13 protein-coding genes and 1 pseudogene are annotated in these 16,086 nt (G+C 48.3%); 7 read left to right on the top strand and 7 right to left on the bottom strand.

All coding sequences use genetic code 11. The features are described 5' to 3' along the window. From KVT28_RS27865 to otnK, 6 genes and pseudogenes are all read right to left on the bottom strand, one after another. Nucleotides 1-515 (bottom strand): annotated as a pseudogene (locus KVT28_RS27865) (transposase); the annotation flags it as partial. A gap of 220 nt (nt 516-735) precedes the next feature. Next, nucleotides 736-1,638, bottom strand: coding sequence for an aromatic amino acid DMT transporter YddG (yddG, locus tag KVT28_RS22940; protein WP_217550354.1), 903 nt, complete (start codon nt 1,636-1,638; stop codon nt 736-738). A 253-nt stretch (nt 1,639-1,891) separates the two neighbouring features. Next, nucleotides 1,892-2,638: a DeoR/GlpR family DNA-binding transcription regulator gene (locus KVT28_RS22935; protein WP_217550352.1), complete on the bottom strand. Its 747-nt coding sequence runs from the start codon at nt 2,636-2,638 to the stop codon at nt 1,892-1,894. 11 nt (nt 2,639-2,649) lie between these two features. After that, nucleotides 2,650-3,951, bottom strand: coding sequence for an SLC13 family permease (locus tag KVT28_RS22930; RefSeq protein WP_217550350.1), 1,302 nt, complete (start codon nt 3,949-3,951; stop codon nt 2,650-2,652). An 80-nt stretch (nt 3,952-4,031) separates the two neighbouring features. Continuing rightward, complete coding sequence (locus KVT28_RS22925) at nt 4,032-4,670, bottom strand: aldolase (RefSeq protein WP_217550348.1); 639 nt, start codon at nt 4,668-4,670, stop codon at nt 4,032-4,034. Beyond that, entirely contained in the window at nt 4,667-5,923 is a 1,257-nt protein-coding gene (otnK, locus tag KVT28_RS22920) for a 3-oxo-tetronate kinase (RefSeq protein WP_217550346.1), read from the bottom strand. Before otnK ends, KVT28_RS22925 begins: the two co-directional genes overlap by 4 nt. A 327-nt stretch (nt 5,924-6,250) precedes the next feature. Between otnK and KVT28_RS22915 the strand changes: the two genes are divergently transcribed. The 7 genes from KVT28_RS22915 (at nt 6,251) to KVT28_RS22885 (ending at nt 14,764) form a co-directional block, all read left to right on the top strand. Then, on the top strand, nt 6,251-7,321 hold the full coding sequence (locus tag KVT28_RS22915; RefSeq protein ID WP_217550344.1) for an isocitrate/isopropylmalate dehydrogenase family protein: 1,071 nt from the start codon (nt 6,251-6,253) through the stop codon (nt 7,319-7,321). A 56-nt stretch (nt 7,322-7,377) separates the two neighbouring features. Then, nucleotides 7,378-8,034, top strand: coding sequence for an aspartate/glutamate racemase family protein (locus KVT28_RS22910; RefSeq protein ID WP_217550342.1), 657 nt, complete (start codon nt 7,378-7,380; stop codon nt 8,032-8,034). 39 nt (nt 8,035-8,073) lie between these two features. After that, entirely contained in the window at nt 8,074-8,946 is an 873-nt protein-coding gene (locus KVT28_RS22905; protein ID WP_217550340.1) for an amidohydrolase family protein, read from the top strand. Between the two features lie 26 nt (nt 8,947-8,972). Next, nucleotides 8,973-10,358 carry an MFS transporter gene (locus KVT28_RS22900; RefSeq protein ID WP_217550338.1) on the top strand — a complete coding sequence of 462 codons (1,386 nt, stop codon included), beginning with the start codon at nt 8,973-8,975 and terminating at the stop codon, nt 10,356-10,358. After that, nucleotides 10,342-11,028, top strand: a complete 687-nt coding sequence (locus KVT28_RS22895) for a transporter substrate-binding domain-containing protein (protein WP_254633620.1) — start codon at nt 10,342-10,344, stop codon at nt 11,026-11,028. Before KVT28_RS22900 ends, KVT28_RS22895 begins: the two co-directional genes overlap by 17 nt. A gap of 124 nt (nt 11,029-11,152) precedes the next feature. Further along, nucleotides 11,153-13,801, top strand: a complete 2,649-nt coding sequence (locus tag KVT28_RS22890) for an aconitate hydratase (RefSeq protein WP_217550336.1) — start codon at nt 11,153-11,155, stop codon at nt 13,799-13,801. Nucleotides 13,802-13,810: 9 nt separating this feature from the next. Continuing rightward, the gene (locus tag KVT28_RS22885) at nt 13,811-14,764 is read left to right on the top strand and encodes a LysR family transcriptional regulator (protein WP_217550334.1); all 954 of its coding nucleotides are present in this window, start codon (nt 13,811-13,813) and stop codon (nt 14,762-14,764) included. 1 nt (nt 14,765) lies between these two features. Here the strand turns inward: KVT28_RS22885 and KVT28_RS22880 are convergent, their stop codons facing one another. Then, nucleotides 14,766-15,869 carry a lactonase family protein gene (locus KVT28_RS22880; protein WP_217550332.1) on the bottom strand — a complete coding sequence of 368 codons (1,104 nt, stop codon included), beginning with the start codon at nt 15,867-15,869 and terminating at the stop codon, nt 14,766-14,768. Nucleotides 15,870-16,086: the final 217 nt, after the last annotated feature.

The raw sequence follows: 16,086 nt of genomic DNA, 5'->3' as shown, positions 1-16,086 counted from the left end.
GCCCGCTCGCTGCATATCTGGCGGATAAGCGGTAACAGTCGGGCGTCATCGTCTTTGCTGTAGCGGTCTGCCCGGTGCTGGCGTTTCTCCAGCAACCGGTCATACAGATTCGAACGCGATACACAGAGCACTTCTGCTATTCGGATGAGGGGATATCGTCCGGTGGCAGCAATGGCATGCGCGATATCAACTTTTTTGCCTGGGCTATCTCAAGCGCGTCGCGAAGGATTTCGGCTTCCATCGTTTTGCGTCCCAGCATCTGTTCAGGCTGTTTGACTTTTTTCTCCAGCGCTTTGAGCGTCGGAGACGCTGACAACCTCATCGCCTGCGGCGATCGCAGACTTACCACCTTCGTTCATGAGCCGTTTCCACTTAAAAAGAAGACTGGGAGTGATGCCATATTGCCGGGCAACGAGTGAGACGGTCTATCCGGGTTGCATGGCGGGCGCAACAAAGCGGGCTTTCTCTTCGGGAGTATAACGACGGCGCTTTTGCTCGCCAGTGATCACTTCGATTCTTTACACAGGACACTCCTTAAACATAGCTCAATGCCTATGTCTTACTGGTGAAGTGTCCGGTTTAAACGGGGGCTATAACAATTATATGGACGATTTTTTAACTTCTAAGCGCAAAGCACTCACAATTGCGAGTTTTTTTAAAAATAAACTTCCGTCCCAGCCTAAAAGGCAGTATCTCAAAATGCTGCTCAATAAACCGTATTTATGGAATACATGTTTATCCCACTGTAAGAATAATTTTCTGGCTTCTTGCAGCATACCAACACACCAATGAGCCAGCACAGACCATTAATGCACCTGTCCAGAAGGGGAGCCCTAGCGACTCATCTAAAAGCAGAGAGGCAAAAAGCGAAGATAATACGGGAGTGAAATAGGACGCGGTAGCAAGGAAAGTGACGTTACCGTGAAGTATCCCCGTATTCCAGGCAGCATAACCCAATCCCATAGCGGCAGAAACCAGAACCAGGTCTGTCACCACACCTGCAGTGAAGTGAAAGGGAGGTGTCGATGTCAGCGAAAACTGGATCCACAGTGTTACGGCTGTCAGCATGAAAAAAAGCGTTATGCCGTTGCTTCCGTTTGCGACCTTCTTTGTCATAACGCAGTAGATACTCCATATGAGGGCGCCGCTTAGTGCCATTCCATAACTCAGGGGATTGGACGCAACGTTAGCAGCCATAACGTGAAATGTCAGGCCATGTTCTCCTCCCAGAACTTTTCCTACGCCAGCCAAGCAGATGAACATGCCTGGGAGCATTAAAATATTCGGTTTTTTGCCGCTGGTCAGCACGGCCAGAAGCAGAGTAAAGCTTGGCCACAAATAATTCACCATGCTGACCTCAATGGCCTGAGATCCTGAGTTAGCAAAGCCTACAGAAAGGGAAAGACATATTTCGTAGCTCACGAAAAGGATACAGCCCCAGAACAAGTACCGTCGAGGAAAAGAAAATATGTGAGGAAATCCGACCGTAAATAACAGTAAAACGGAGCTGAGACTGTAAATCATCGCGGATCCCCCAATAGCTCCAAGTCCCTCTGTCACATTTCGCAGAAAACCAACGATGGTGCTCCAGAGAATAATTGCTAATAAACCTATTGCTGTAGCTTTTTTTACTTGCATCGGGATAAAAAATCCTTATAAGAATGATTTCTGAAGGCATGATCGTATCATATGCAGCGGTTAGAATCAGGCAGGACAAACTCGCTATAATTAATGATCTTTGCCATTAGAATACTCCACCAACATGATGAATACGGTTCATTCCGGCCTTTAACCGGTCGTCACGAGGGCTGCTCTAATCAGGAGATTGTCTATCAAAAATTCAAAGAAATTATGGCTGCAGGAAGATGATATCAGGCACCGATACAACTTCTCACTTTCTCGTAACTGGATGCAGTTTTAAAGGGTCTATCCACTTACTTAAAATGTTCTCTGAAGATGTCAGGTCGGTAACGACCATGTCCATATCTGTCAGTGAGAACATTTTGTACAGGGCACTGCTACCGTATTTTTGGCTTTCTGCCAGCATGATGCATTTGCGAGATGCGCTAATGATTGCATCATAATAAGACGTTCTGAATTCATCATGATGAAACACGCCTTTATCACCCCATGATTCCGGCGCAATAAATGCCTTTTCAAAATTGAGGCTTTTTAAGGTTTCAAGTGCAACTCGTTGATGAAAGGTATTGTCATGGCGACTTAACTTTCCACCAATAAAGAATAGCGCAGCGCTGCTGTGGGCCATCACATGCTGTGCAATAGAAAAGTCATTTGTGACAATCGTCATTTCATCGCTGTAGGGGAAAAATGTGGCCAGCTCTAAGGTCAGTTTCCCGCCATCGATATAAACCACCTTACTGTCGCCAAGGTAGCTGAGCGCAGCACGAACAAGAGCGTTGGATCCAACGGCTTCGGGCAGTTTACGCACAGGCGCTTCATCGCGTGACCTGACCCCACCGCGGGTGGACATGATAATGCCACGTGCGCTAAGTTGCTCAATATCCCGCCGAATGGTCATCACCGTGACATTCAGCATATCCGACAGCTCACGGAGACTGACAAAATGTTTGGTGGATACCATTTCAAGTATCCGTTGATGACGTTCAGCGGGAATCATAACGCTCCTCATTAGACAGGAATAATGCCAAGAACAACTGCAGCGAACAGCGCACAGACACTCATGATCCAAATTTTCACCATGGAGTGGCGAATATGTTCACCGACATGAAGATTTAGCAGACCTAACCCCAGATGGGTTGCCGGTATAACAGGGCTTAACAGCAAACCAATTTGTTCAGTTATCAACATGGCGATAGTGACGTGTAGTGGAGAGACGTCAAAACTTTGCCCAAGGCCTACGGCGAGAGGAAGAAGAGCAAAATAAAATGCATCTGAACCAATCAGAACAACAATCGGCACGCTAAACGCCGCCAGAATAATATAAAGATAAGGCCCTAAGCTTGAGGGGAGCACCGCAGCAAGTTCATTTACCAGAACCTTAATAATTCCCGTATTCTGTAAGATGCCAACGAATACACCAATGGTTAAGAAAATTACAATTACCGGGAAAATGGTCAGCGCATAATCTTTTATTTTCTGCTGTGCTTTTTTGGCGTCAGGATAATTAATCATTACCGCCAATGAGAAAGCGATCATGAATAGGAAATTACCGGCAACTAAGCCTGAGACCAGAATAACAATGGTGGCGATGACCAGTACAAAGTTCGCTCGTAACAACCACGGATTATGGTCTCCTTTGCTGGTCAGCATCTCCTGACGCATCACCAGAAAGGCTTCCTTGCTGATCCCTGAGCCGCTTCTATTCTCAACTCTGGCCATATACCAGCAGAGAACAACACCCAGCACGAACAGCACTACCTGCAATGGAATCAGTTTGTAATAGACTTCTAGGATATCAAGATGGGTTACGGCAATTGCACGATTAAGCGAGCCACCCCATGGAGTTATTCCCGTTACGCCAACACCGACAGTTACCAGCATCAATAAGGTTTTACGGCTGATATTCATCTTTTCATAGATAGGCAGTAAGGCAGGTACGGTAACCAGCAGCGTTGCGTAGGCATTGCCGTCAAGGCTACAAACTGAGGCAATCACCAAAGTCGCCAGCAATACTGAGAAAGTAGATTGCGTTACGAAGCGCAGGATGAAACGCACAATAACGTCAAAGACACCCGCCTCTTTCATTAGGGTAAAGAACATGGCACTGAAGGCAACGAGCGTGGCGGTTCCCACCACTGACTTTAATCCGGATGCGACATACTCACCCAATTCTTTGAATCCAAATCCACAGACCAAAGCAGCAACAGTGGGTAATACAATAAACAATACACTGGGTGGAAACTTATTCTTCAATAAGCACCATGTCAGTATAATGAACATGACGATCCCGGTGATAAGCATTAAAGACATGACTTGTCCTTTACATTTTCAGGGTATTAGATGTAAGAAAACGCTGCGCAGGAAATCTGCACAGCTTTTAAAATAATTGTTTATTTCATATTAAAAAGCGTATTCAACTCATCAATATTTTCGGCGGTTAATGTTTTCATACCATAGGGCTTAAGAACGAAGTACAGTTTTGCTGTTTCTTCTAACTCTTCTGCATTGAATACCGCTTCGCGAATATTTTTTCCTGAAATAATTGGACCATGATTAGCAAGAAGGATCGAATTATGCTCCTTAGCTAATTTTTCCACATGGACTGCAATATCCGGTGAGCCTGGACGAATGTAGGGAACGACGGGTAACTTGCCTACTCGCATCACGTAATAAGGTGTGATGGCGGGCAATGCATTGTCGTAATCCAGGTCAGGCAGGCAGGATAACGCTGTTAACCAGGGAGAATGCAGATGCACAATACCGCCACATGCAGGACGCTGGCGATACATGGCCAGATGCATCAGTACCTCTTTTGAAGCCTTTTGACCAGAAACTAACTCACCGGTCATGGTCACTTTGCTGAGTTCATCAGCATCCAGATCGCCAAAACTGGAATTAGTCGGCGTCGCGAGTATATGGTCATCAGGTAATTTAAGGCTGATATTTCCGGCACCACCGCTACTGTAACCGCGTTCAAACAGGGAGCGTGCGTAGCGAACTAAATCCTGACGTAATTGCACTTCGCTCATTTCACACTCTCCTGCGCTTTTAAGAAGAAATCACTGTTGCCAAAATTGCCTGACTTAAGAATGACCCACTTTTCTTCGTCCAGAACCTGCGTCCACGGCACACCCGGTGCAACGGCATCACCAATTACCATGCCTTTAATGTTCAGCCCTTGCGATACCGCGCCCGAGGTTTCACCACCGGCTACGATGAATTTATTGAAACCTTTATTGCTTAACGTGTTGGCAAGCGCAGAGAAGAATCCTTCGATCTTTTCACTGACAAATTCCGCGCCGTAATTCTTTTGGATAATCTCGATTATCTGCGGCGGTTGGGTGGCATAAACCATTGGAGCCAATGAATCATTGGTATGGGTTAATACCCAGCCAGTTACCGTCTGCAGATAGGTGGGTTCATTGAGAATTTTTTCCACATCCAGCGCCAGAGATGAAGCGCGCTGTTGATAAAAGTTAACTTGCTGGTTAGTCATTGAAGAGCAACTGCCCGACAGAACAACGCTCGCGCCTTCTTTACTGATTGAGAAAGAATGGTTTTCCGCGCCCTTATTCATCGTATCCAGTGCGGCAATCGCATAACCAATGCCTGCAGCTCCGGTGATCAATTTAAAATCTGCTGTCACACTCGCCACGGTTAACAGGTCGTTGTTATCGAGCACATCGCAGATAACATATTTAAATTTTTCTTCCGCCAATTTGGCCAACGTATCAGGAATGTCTTCAACATGATTTTTGATCGTGTCAAGACTGATGGTTTCGCAACGCCCCGTAGATTGCGCTTCCATCAATTTTTTCAGTGACGACTCTTTCATCGGCGTTACTGGATGATGTTCCATTCCGCTTTGATTGAGTAGCTGACCTTTGACGAATAAATGCCCCTGTAAAATCGTGCGGCCGTTGTCTGGCACTGCTGGGCAAATCAGCGTCATGGTTGCACCAAGATTCTCCATCAGCGCATCAGTAACCGGACCGATATTGCCTTCACTGGTTGAATCGAAAGTTGAACAGTATTTGAAAAGCTGCCGCTTACAGTCCTGAGCTTTTAGCCAATTGGATGCAGATAATGACTGCTCTACCGCTGTTCTTGTCGGAATCGAACGACTTTTCAGTGCGATAACAACCGCGTCGATTCCTTCCTGATCAAAAGCCTCAGCAGGAACGCCATTGAACAGCACCACTTTCCAGCCAGCATTCACCATAAAGCTGGCAATGTCGGTGGCACCCGTAAAGTCATCCGCGATGACGCCCAACTTAATCATATGTGTTCCTCAGAAGCGGTAACAAATTGAGCACATATTGCTTTTATGCAAATACAAGTGCAATTAGGCTTGGTGTTAATTTGTGCTTCAGATCACAAAACAGAGCGGTTTGCATAACATTCCACAAATCACTAAGGGGTATTAAACCTTGTCATATCGGGTATTAATCCTAAAGCTATAAAGCTTTCCATATAACTCACTGATTCAGCGCACAAATGTTCTAATGTGTTTTTTTTGTATTAGAAATGTGATCTCAATCACCTTGCCTTCAGTGCATTTATTGGTATAAAAATGCAATCGAAAACTGACCAACCATCTGGAGTATTTATGCGTATTTTGGTTCTGCCTTGTGACGGTATCGGCCCTGAGATCACTTCTGCTGCGGTAACTGTGCTGGAGTCACTGGATAAAGCGTATGGCCTGAACTTTGAGTTCGACTACGAAGACGTGGGTTTTAAAAGCCTGGAGTTACACGGTACTACGCTGCGTCAGGAATCACTCGACCGTGCCAAAACTTATGATGGTATTATCCTGGGTACACAGTCACATGCTGACTATCCAGCACCGGAAAAAGGCGGTCGTAACGTTTCTGCAGGTTTCCGTATCGGTCTGGATCTTTACGCTAACGTGCGTCCGGCGCGTACCCGTCCATTCCTGACTTCAAATATGAAGGAAGGTAAATCGATGGATCTGGTGATCATGCGTGAGGCGACTGAAGGTTTCTATCCTGACCGCAATATGACTCGCGGCTGGGGTGAAGTGATGCCAAGCCCGGATATGGCACTGTCTACCCGTAAAATCACCCGTCATTGCTCTGAACGTATTGCACGCAAGGCATTTGAGCTGGCGATGCAGCGTCGTAAGAAAGTGACGGCTATTCATAAAGCGAACAGCTTCCACATGACTGACGGCCTGTTCCTTGAAGCCGTTCGTGATGTCGCGAAAGAGTTCCCTGAAGTTGAGCTGGATGATCTGTTGGTTGATGCATCAACTGCGCACTTGGTGCGTAATCCAGAGCGATTCGACGTGCTGGTTGCTACCAACTTCTATGGCGACATCATCAGTGACCTGGCAAGTGAATTGTCCGGTAGCCTTGGTCTGGCAGGTTCAATCATGGCCAGCGATACCCATTGCTGCGCTCAGGCTCAACATGGTTCAGCACCGGACATTCAGAATCAGGACAAGGCTAACCCTGTGTCAATGATCCTTTCTGTTGCGATGATGCTGCAGTGGTACGCAGAGAAACACAATCAACCAAAATTCCTCAAAGCTGCTGAAGAGATCAGCCGTGCAGTTGATGAAGTGTTGGAAAATCCAGAAACCCGCACGCCGGATCTGGGTGGAAAGTGTGGCACCAAAGCCTTTGCTGACAAAGTGGCTGCATCTATCCGCGCCTGATTTAACGTCATGAGGTTGCCGCAATTCAGCGGCAACCTGCTTTCATGGAGCCGAAAATGAATCAACGTATCGTTTTAATCCATGCGACGCCTTTAGCGGTTGAGCCTATTAATCAGGCTTTTGCAGCCCAGTGGCCAGAAGCTGAGATCAGTAATTTATTGGATGATTCGCTGAGCATAGATCGTCGTAAGGTTACTTTGCTTAATGACCGTCTCTACAAACGGATTGATTCACTGGTCAACTACGCTGAAAGCATTGATGCTGGCGCAGTTCTATTCACCTGTTCTGCCTTTGGTGAGGCGATTGATGCCAGTGCGGCGTCACACGAGTTGCCTGTTCTGAAGCCAAATGCCGCAATGTTTGAGGCTGCATTAGCTCAAGGTAAAAATATTGTTATGTTGGCAACCTTTGCTCCGGCTGTTGCAGGAATGGAAGCTGAATTTAAAGAACTGGTCCGTCAGGGTTATCGCGAAGCCACGCTGAAAAGTATTGTCGTTGAAGGCGCACGTGATGCACTTGAGCAGGGTGATGCAGAGCGTCATAACCAGCTACTTGTTCAGGCTGCCCGTGAACATCAAGAGGCTGACGCCATTTTGCTTGCACACTTCTCAATGGCGATTGCCTGGGAACAGGTTCAGGCCGCTGTAACGTGCCCGGTGCTTAGCAGTCCTCATGCTGCGGTCTCAAAACTGAAGATATTAATGACGAATTAATTCATTCAGTCGAAACTAATTTTTAAAAAAGGCATCATCGTGGAAAGCCGAGATATATTGGTGGATGTGAAATATAGCCATATTTCCCAATCGCCTGAAATCGTATTGCCAAATAACAGCTGTGACTGTCACCATCATATTTATGACAGGCGATTTCCCTATGCTGCGGATGACACGCGAAATTTACCCGACGCAACCGTCGATGATTACAACCAGTTTAAAGAGTGGTTGGGGCATTCTCGTCATGTGTTAGTGCAACCCTCTTCTTATGGAACAGATAATCGTTGTCTCACGGATGCGCTGGCTGCTTTCGGTTCCAATGCGCGTGGCGAAGCTGTGGTGGATGACACCGTTAGTGATGCTGAGCTTGATGAATTGCAATTAGCGGGTGTTACTGGCGTTCGCTTCAATCTCGGCGCGGGCAATGCAACCACACCCGACATGATTTTGCCCATAGCCCATCGTGTGGCGGAACGTGGCTGGCATGTACAAGTTCATGCAACCGCAGATCAACTTTGGGAGCTGAGGCCGCTTCTGATTCAGATACCAGGCAATCTGGTCATAGATCATTACTTCCGCTTGCCGCCAAGTGCAATTTCGCATGCTTCCTGGAGGTTAGCATGGGAGTTGATTCAGAAGGGGAGATGCTGGGTAAAACTCTCAGCGCTTTACCATCAATCACAACGTGATGATGTTTCAGATATGGCTGCATTAGTGAGTTGCTTCCTGCGCGAAGCTACCGAGCGTGTTTTATGGGGAAGTGACTGGCCACATCCCAATTTAATTAGTGCCAATAAAAATATGCCAGATGATGCTTTGATACTATCGAAAATATACCACTGGGCGCATAACGATCAGGTTCGCCACAAATTATTTGTGGAAAACCCGGCTGAACTTTACCGATTTAATTAATCGTATGCCAGACAAGGCCGAATATTATGATTACTCTGAACTCCACTGCTAAAAAGAACAGACCAACGCATTATCGTTATATGATTTTGCTGATGGTATTCCTCAGTATTGCGTTAAACCACGGCGACAGAGCAACCTTTTCTATTGCCGGAACGGACATGGTGAAATCTGCTGGTCTGGATATTGTTGCGCTTGGTTATCTGATCTCTACGTTCACCTGGGCATATGTTCTCGGGCAATATCCAGGCGGATGGTTACTCGACCGATACGGCTCCAAAAAAGTGCTGGTTACAGGCGTTTTCACCTGGTCATTTTTCGTTTTCCTCGTCGGTTTTAGTACCGCTTTCGACAATGTTTGGGTCACGCGTATCTTAATGTTTGGCTTCATCTTTATGATGGGATTGATAGAAGCGCCTACGTTACCTGCTAACTCACGTTTCCTGGCAGCATGGTTCCCGGCAAAAGAGCGCGGTAAAGCGTCTGGATTTACCACAGCTGCGCAATATTTTGCGCTCGTGGTCTTCCTGCCTCTGATGGGCTGGTTCTCATATTCATACGGCTGGGAATCTGTGTTCTGGTTCATGGGGGCTGTTGGTATTCTGGTTTCGCTGTTGATGACCCGCGTGCTTACCGATACGCCTAAAGTTCACCCACTGGTGAATCACGCTGAACTGGAATATATCCAGTCTGGTGGCGGTTTGACGAACATGAAGGCCAGCAAAAAAGGCGATAATGTAGGTAAAGGCTATACCCGAAAATTACTGACCAGCCGACTTGCGCTGGGCGTCTATATGGGCCAGTTCTTTTTCACTGTTCTCTCTTATTTCTTCCTGACCTGGTTCCCTGTCTACCTGGTTCATGATCGAGGTATGACCATTCTCAAAGCTGGCTTCATCGCTTCTTTGCCTGCGCTGTGCGGTTGTGCGGGAGCTCTGCTCGGTGGTGTGTTGTCTGATTATATGTTGGCGCGTGGCTTCAGCTTGTCAGCTGCACGTAAAACACCCATTGTTATCGGTATGCTGTTGGCCGTCAGCATGGTGATTTGTAACTATGTTGACTCGGCGTGGATTGTGGTGGCGATTATGTCGCTGGCTTTCTTCGGCAAAGGTTTCGGCGCTATGGGCTGGTGCGTAGTCTCTGATTTTTCGCCAAAAGAGGCAGTGGGCTTGAGCGGCGGGTTATTCAATATGATTGGTAATATCTCCGGGATATTCACACCCATCATTATTGCTTACATCATTAAAGATACTGGCTCGTTTAATGGCGCTTTGATTTTTGTCGGCGTCTGCGCTTTCCTCAATCTGTGCTGCTATCTGTTTGTGGCAGGAAAAATTCAGCGCCTGAATTTTGAAACGCCTAAGCAGGATCATGATGATGACTTCTCAGGAGAACCCCATGTCAGCCACCGATGAAGGAACCACACTACGTTTCGCTATTAATTTAGGTAATGCTGTATTAGCCAAAACGCTGCCCGACGGGCAGCCTGGCGGTATAACGGTAGAAATTGCCAATAAAATTGCCGCGCAGCAGGGAAAAGTGGCGCAGTTCGTCACTTATCCTACGGCGGGTAAGGTGGTTGAGGATGCTACCAGCGATCGCTGGGATGTGGCTTTTTTGGCAATCGACCCAAAGCGCGAAGAAGTGCTGCGATTCACTCAGTCCTACATCACTATTGAAGGCACTGTTTTAGTCAAGGAAGGCAGTCACTGGCAAAGCGTTAGTGAGATGGACCAGGCAAACGTGGTGATTAATGTCGGTAAAGGTGCGGCTTACGACCTGTTCCTGACACGAGAATTAAAGCAGGCAGCATTGAACCGGCTGGCTTCATCGCAAGCGGCTATTGATGTCTTTCTCAATGGAGAAGGCGATATGGCTGCGGGTATTAGACAGCCATTAGAGCGGGCGGCTAAGGAAAATAGTGGCTTTCGCGTGTTACCCGACAACTTTGGGCAAATTTTTCAGGCGATCTGTTTGCCGCATAAAAATGAAAAACTCTTCAGCGAAATCAGCCATTATTTGAATAAGTGGCAGGAAAACGGGACGATTGAGGAAATTATAAGTCGAAACCTGGCTGAAGCTTAAAGAGAGATTAGCGTTCTCCTATGGAGAACGCTGTATTGGTTAAAGTTCAATTTTCATTCAAATCTGAGCATGAGACGTTATCCAGCAACGAACATAATTAGATTGCTGTAACGGAAGGTTTCTTATGACATCGCCCTCAACTCCGCAACGCTCACCGCTGGTCATTAACGACCGCCTTTATAACGTCATCGATCTGACTCACATAGTGCCGTTGGCCCAATTACAAACGTTGCCCTATAGCATTCGTATTTTGCTGGAAAACGTAGCTCGATGTTCTCCGCACAGGCTGCCGGAATTTCTAAATTATCTATCTGCGAAGACTGCTCCAGGTGAAGTCGCGTTTTACCCGGATCGGTTGATGTTTCATGACACCACATGCCTACCGGCTCTGGCTGATTTTGCCGCTATGCGTGATCTCACCGCCGAGTTGGGTGGTGATCCGCGAGCGATAAATCCGCATATTCCCGCCGTACTGACAATAGACCACTCCGTAATCGTGGAGAGCTATGCCAGCGCTAATGCACTGGAAGATAACCTCACCTTTGATTTCCGCCGAAATGCAGAACGTTACCGTTTTATTCGCTGGGCAGAGAAAAGCCTGGATAATTTTCGGGTGATCCCGCCGGGCACCGGCATCATTCATTTAATGAATCTTGAGGCCATAGCGGAAGTCGTTACGATTGATGAGCGTGAAGCCATCCCTTTGCTGCATGCCGATTGCATGATTGCGACCGACAGCCATACCCCCATGATCAATGCCCTTGGTGTTTTGGGCTGGGGCGTCGGTGGGCTGGAAGGACAGGCGGCTTTGGTGGGTGAACCCGTAACGCTGCGTTTTCCGGATGTGGTCGGTATTTCCGTGTCAGGTCAGCTGCCACCGGATGTCAGCGACAGCGATTTGGCACTGCATATTACGCGCCTGTTACGTGAAAGCGGCGTGGTGGGCAAATTTGTAGAGTTCACCGGGCCATCGCTGCACACCATGCCAATGGAATCACGCGCGACCATTGCGAATATGGCACCCGAGTATGGCGCTACAGTGGTGTTCTTCCCGTTTGATGAGCGCAGTGCAGAGTACATCAACATGACGGGGCGCAGTGAAGAACAACAGGCAATTATCCATAGTTACATGCAGCATCAGCATCTGTGGCGCTCACCCGGCGATATCCAGCCAACCTTTACCCAACTGATTGAGCTGGATCTGTGCACGATTCAACCCTGCGTTGCGGGGCCCTATAACCCGCATCAACAAATACCGCTTAGCGAATCACCTAACAGTTTTCTGCAAACGCTGACACCCGCACAACGTGATTTGAAATGGCACCATGACGATTACCCGCAATCCGTTCAACAGGGTGCGGTCGCCATAGCAGCCATCACCAGCTGTACCACAACGGCCAATCCGTGGCTGGTGATTCAGGCCGCCTTATTTGCGCGCAATGCCGCACGTTTGGGTTTAAAGCCCAAGCCCTGGGTTAAGACCTCATTTTCACCCGGCTCTCGGGCGGTTACCGATTACCTTGGAGAATCCGGCTTACTAAGCGAGCTGGAAAAAGTGGGATTTGATGTCGCTGGTTATGGATGCATGACCTGCATTGGCAGTTCAGGGGCTTTGCAACCGGCTATGGAAATGCTGGTGAGTGATGGCCTTCAGGCAGTGTGTGTGCTTTCAGGCAACCGAAACTTTCCACGTCGCGTAAATCCCAGCCTCGGGCATGGTTACCTCACTTCACCGGCACTGGTGATTGCATGGGCTATCGCCGGGAATATGCAGCACGATATGTTGAGCGATCCGTTGGGTTACGATGCAGATGACAGGCCCATTTTAATGCGCGATTTAATGCCGGGTCGCGAAGAAGTTGAGCAATGGGTGAAAGCCGCGATGAAGCGTGAACATTACATTCAGCGCCGAGACATCATCTGGCAGGGAACACCACACTGGCAGCAGATTGAAGCGCCGGGTAGCGTGCATTATCCATGGGAATCCACCTCAACTTATTTACGGCGTCCGGGCTATCTCGAACGTTTACCGCGCGATCCGGCTGAACTGCTTTCGCTGACGAATGCCCGACCCTTTCTCTGGTTTGGCGATGACGTCACCACCGATCACATTTCGCCTGCGGGCGCGATTTCGGGCGCCAGTCTGGCCGGTCAGTGGTTACTGGAGCATCACGAAGATCCACAGGATCTCAACCTTTACTCCACCCGGCGCAGTAACCATGAAGTCATGGTTCGCGGCGCCTTTACCAATAAAGCGCTATCCAATCGTTTGTTACCGGCAGACCAGCGCGGCGGCGGAGGTTTTGCCTGGGATGCGAGTCATCAGCACATCCTTCCGGCTTTTGAAGCCGCCCAAACCTGGCTGGCCACAGGCACGCCGCTGGTTGTGTTAGCGGGTGAGCGCTATGGCGCTGGGTCGAGCCGCGACTGGGCAGCAAAAGCGCAGGCGTTAATGGGGGTAAAAGCGGTGATTGCCAACAGTTTTGAACGCATACATCGCACCAATCTTATTGGAATGGGGATTTTCCCCCTGCAATTCATCGCAGGCGAGGCAGAAAAACTGCCGGAGATGGAAGGCAGCGAAGTGCTGGACATCATTGGACTGGAGGCGATCGAACCGGGTAGAACGTTGCTAGTGCTGAACATCAGCCGCGACGGCAGGCAGATTGCTGCGATCGGCCTTGAGGCAGTGATAGACTCCCAGCAAGAGCTGCGCTATCTGCGCTATGGCGGAATTCTGCCTTTCGTCATCCAGCAAACCCTCACAGATTAAAGGATGCCTATGCGTTACGATCTGGTCTCACTCTCGTTGTTTGTCGCGGTGGCGGAGGAGCAGAATCTCACCCGTGCAGCGCGACGCAAGCATTTGGCTGTTTCGGCAGTGAGCAAGCGCATTGCTGAGCTTGAGCAGCAAATCGGTACACCCTTAATGTTGCGCTTACCGCGCGGCATTGAACTTACGCCAGCCGGTCACTCATTGTTGTTCCATGCACGCCAGGTGTTTCGTAATCTTGACCAGATGGAAGAGGAGCTGAGTGATTACGTGGCTGGCGTACGCGGTCACATCCGTATCTTCACTATCTCAGCAGCACTTATGCATTACCTGCCGCGCGCCATAAGCCAGTTTCTGACGCACTACCCACATACTGACATTGATATTGAAGAGCACACAGGGATTGGCGTGGTTCAGGGACTGTTACAGGGCGATGCAGATGTGGGTTTCTTTTCCAGCTGGACGCCCGCTTCAGGTATCGAAGTCTGGCCATGGCAGCATGACCAACTATCGGTTCTGGTGTGGCAGGGACATCCGTTAGCTGAATGCAGCTCTCTGCAGTTGGCCGACTGTATAGATGAAAAAATAATCGGCCCCCACAGAGAAAGCGCCGTGAGCCACATTCTGGATCGTGAAGCCAGAAAGCTTGGCAAAGCTCTCAACATCGGCCTGAGAGTGAGTAGTTTTGTCTCGATGGCTGAACTGGTTGCGCAGCGGCTGGGCATCGCCATCTTACCCGTCAATGAAATCGCGCAAACGCGTAACAACGACGCGGTAAAGTGTATTCCGCTTATCGAGCCATGGGCTAAACGTGAACTCTATGTGGGTGTGAAGAGTTATGCGTTAGCTTCCCCTTCAGTCAAAGCATTTATAGAAAATGTCACACCGTCAAAACGGCCAAACGTTGAAGAAGAGGACCAAACATTTGAGGCTAGCTTGAATGATTCTAGCCTCAAACGCTGAACTAGCTGGAGAACACAATACAGGTTGGGCTGGCAGTAAATATTTCTTTGCCGGTATCAATGAGCATGCCGGTTTCTTCATTAATGCTGAAAATACGGATGGTATCCGAGTCTTCATTGGCGCTGTAAAAATGCTTGCCATCAGCTGAGATGGTGGTAAAGCGCGGGGTTTTGCCACCGCAGTATACCCAACCTGCAGGCATTAGGCTTCCATCAAGCTGGTTGATATTGAATACAGCGATACTGTTATGACCACGGTTGGCGGCATACAAAAATCGCCCAGATGGATGCACTTCAATTTCGCTTGCGTCATTCCGTTCTTCAAACCCTTCCGGCAAGCTGCTATGCGTTTCCTTAAGAGAAAGATTGCCAGTTTCCCGATCGAAATCGAACACAGTGATGGTATTGCCAAGTTCGCTCAAGCTGTAAAGCCAGTTGCCACTTGGGTGAAAGTCGACATGTCGCGGCCAGGTTCCCGCAGGCAAAAGCACTTCGTCATTCAAAAGTGATTGCTCATCTCGCCATTGGTAAATACGCACCATATCGATGCCATTCCCTGCTTTACGCCCCTGAATTGGCAATGCATAGAAGTCACTGTTGGGAGCAAAAATAATTTCATGAGGGCGTGACATGCTGGGTGCTTCATCCGAGTGCGCGTGTCCTTCAACCATTGCCAAATGACCGGGAGCAAGTAGCGTGTCGTCATCCGCAAACGCCAGTGCCGCAACGTTTCCACCTTCATGGTTAGCAATTAACAGATGATGGCCATCAGGTGTAAGTGCTGCATGAACCGGATTATTGCGTCGTAGTGGATCAAGATCTGGATGTGCATTTTGCGGCCCAGTGGTTTGCTCCGATAATAATGTCAGGGTTCCCGCCAAAGGATTGCGTGCAAAAATCGCAATCTGATTGCCATCACCATGCAGCACATACAAGCGATTACGTTTTTCATCTATCGTTAGCCAGGACGGGTTTTCCTGAACAGATATGACACGCTGGATGTGATGCCAGTTGCCTGATTCATCTATACGGTAAACCTCGATTCCTTTTCCGCGCGCACCGCGCCATTCGGATGTACGGCAGCCAACATAGGCGAACTTATCCATTTACAACTCCAGTAGTGCAATATGCATTTATTTAACCATAAGTGCAAAATTCAACTTGTGATGAATGTCACGATTTCATTTTGAGCCTTGCCAAAACCCAAACAATACGCCCGTATTGAGCTTTCCTGGCTTAAAATACCAGCCAGAACAGGATTGCACAGGAAAATCATCATTGCATTTAAAGTTACTTAAATGCAGAAATTTAACGATCATGGTC

Origin of the sequence: Pantoea sp. GbtcB22, from assembly GCF_019091025.1 — a bacterium.
Classification (GTDB): domain Bacteria; phylum Pseudomonadota; class Gammaproteobacteria; order Enterobacterales; family Enterobacteriaceae; genus Pantoea; species Pantoea leporis.
The sequence above is the reverse complement of the archived record's forward strand: the minus strand, read 5'-3'. Positions and strand labels throughout refer to the sequence as shown.

Excerpts from the sequence above, each read along its gene's own strand:
- KVT28_RS22890 (WP_217550336.1), top strand. The coding sequence starts at position 11,153 with ATGACATCGCCCTCAACTCCGCAACGCTCACCGCTGGTCATTAACGAC.
- KVT28_RS22900 (WP_217550338.1), top strand. The coding sequence starts at position 8,973 with ATGATTACTCTGAACTCCACTGCTAAAAAGAACAGACCAACGCATTAT.
- KVT28_RS22935 (WP_217550352.1), bottom strand. The coding sequence starts at position 2,638 with ATGATTCCCGCTGAACGTCATCAACGGATACTTGAAATGGTATCCACC.
- KVT28_RS22915 (WP_217550344.1), top strand. The coding sequence starts at position 6,251 with ATGCGTATTTTGGTTCTGCCTTGTGACGGTATCGGCCCTGAGATCACT.
- otnK (WP_217550346.1), bottom strand. The coding sequence starts at position 5,923 with ATGATTAAGTTGGGCGTCATCGCGGATGACTTTACGGGTGCCACCGAC.
- KVT28_RS22910 (WP_217550342.1), top strand. The coding sequence starts at position 7,378 with ATGAATCAACGTATCGTTTTAATCCATGCGACGCCTTTAGCGGTTGAG.
- KVT28_RS22880 (WP_217550332.1), bottom strand. The coding sequence starts at position 15,869 with ATGGATAAGTTCGCCTATGTTGGCTGCCGTACATCCGAATGGCGCGGT.
- yddG (WP_217550354.1), bottom strand. The coding sequence starts at position 1,638 with ATGCAAGTAAAAAAAGCTACAGCAATAGGTTTATTAGCAATTATTCTC.
- KVT28_RS22930 (WP_217550350.1), bottom strand. The coding sequence starts at position 3,951 with ATGTCTTTAATGCTTATCACCGGGATCGTCATGTTCATTATACTGACA.
- KVT28_RS22885 (WP_217550334.1), top strand. The coding sequence starts at position 13,811 with ATGCGTTACGATCTGGTCTCACTCTCGTTGTTTGTCGCGGTGGCGGAG.
- KVT28_RS22925 (WP_217550348.1), bottom strand. The coding sequence starts at position 4,670 with ATGAGCGAAGTGCAATTACGTCAGGATTTAGTTCGCTACGCACGCTCC.
- KVT28_RS22895 (WP_254633620.1), top strand. The coding sequence starts at position 10,342 with ATGTCAGCCACCGATGAAGGAACCACACTACGTTTCGCTATTAATTTA.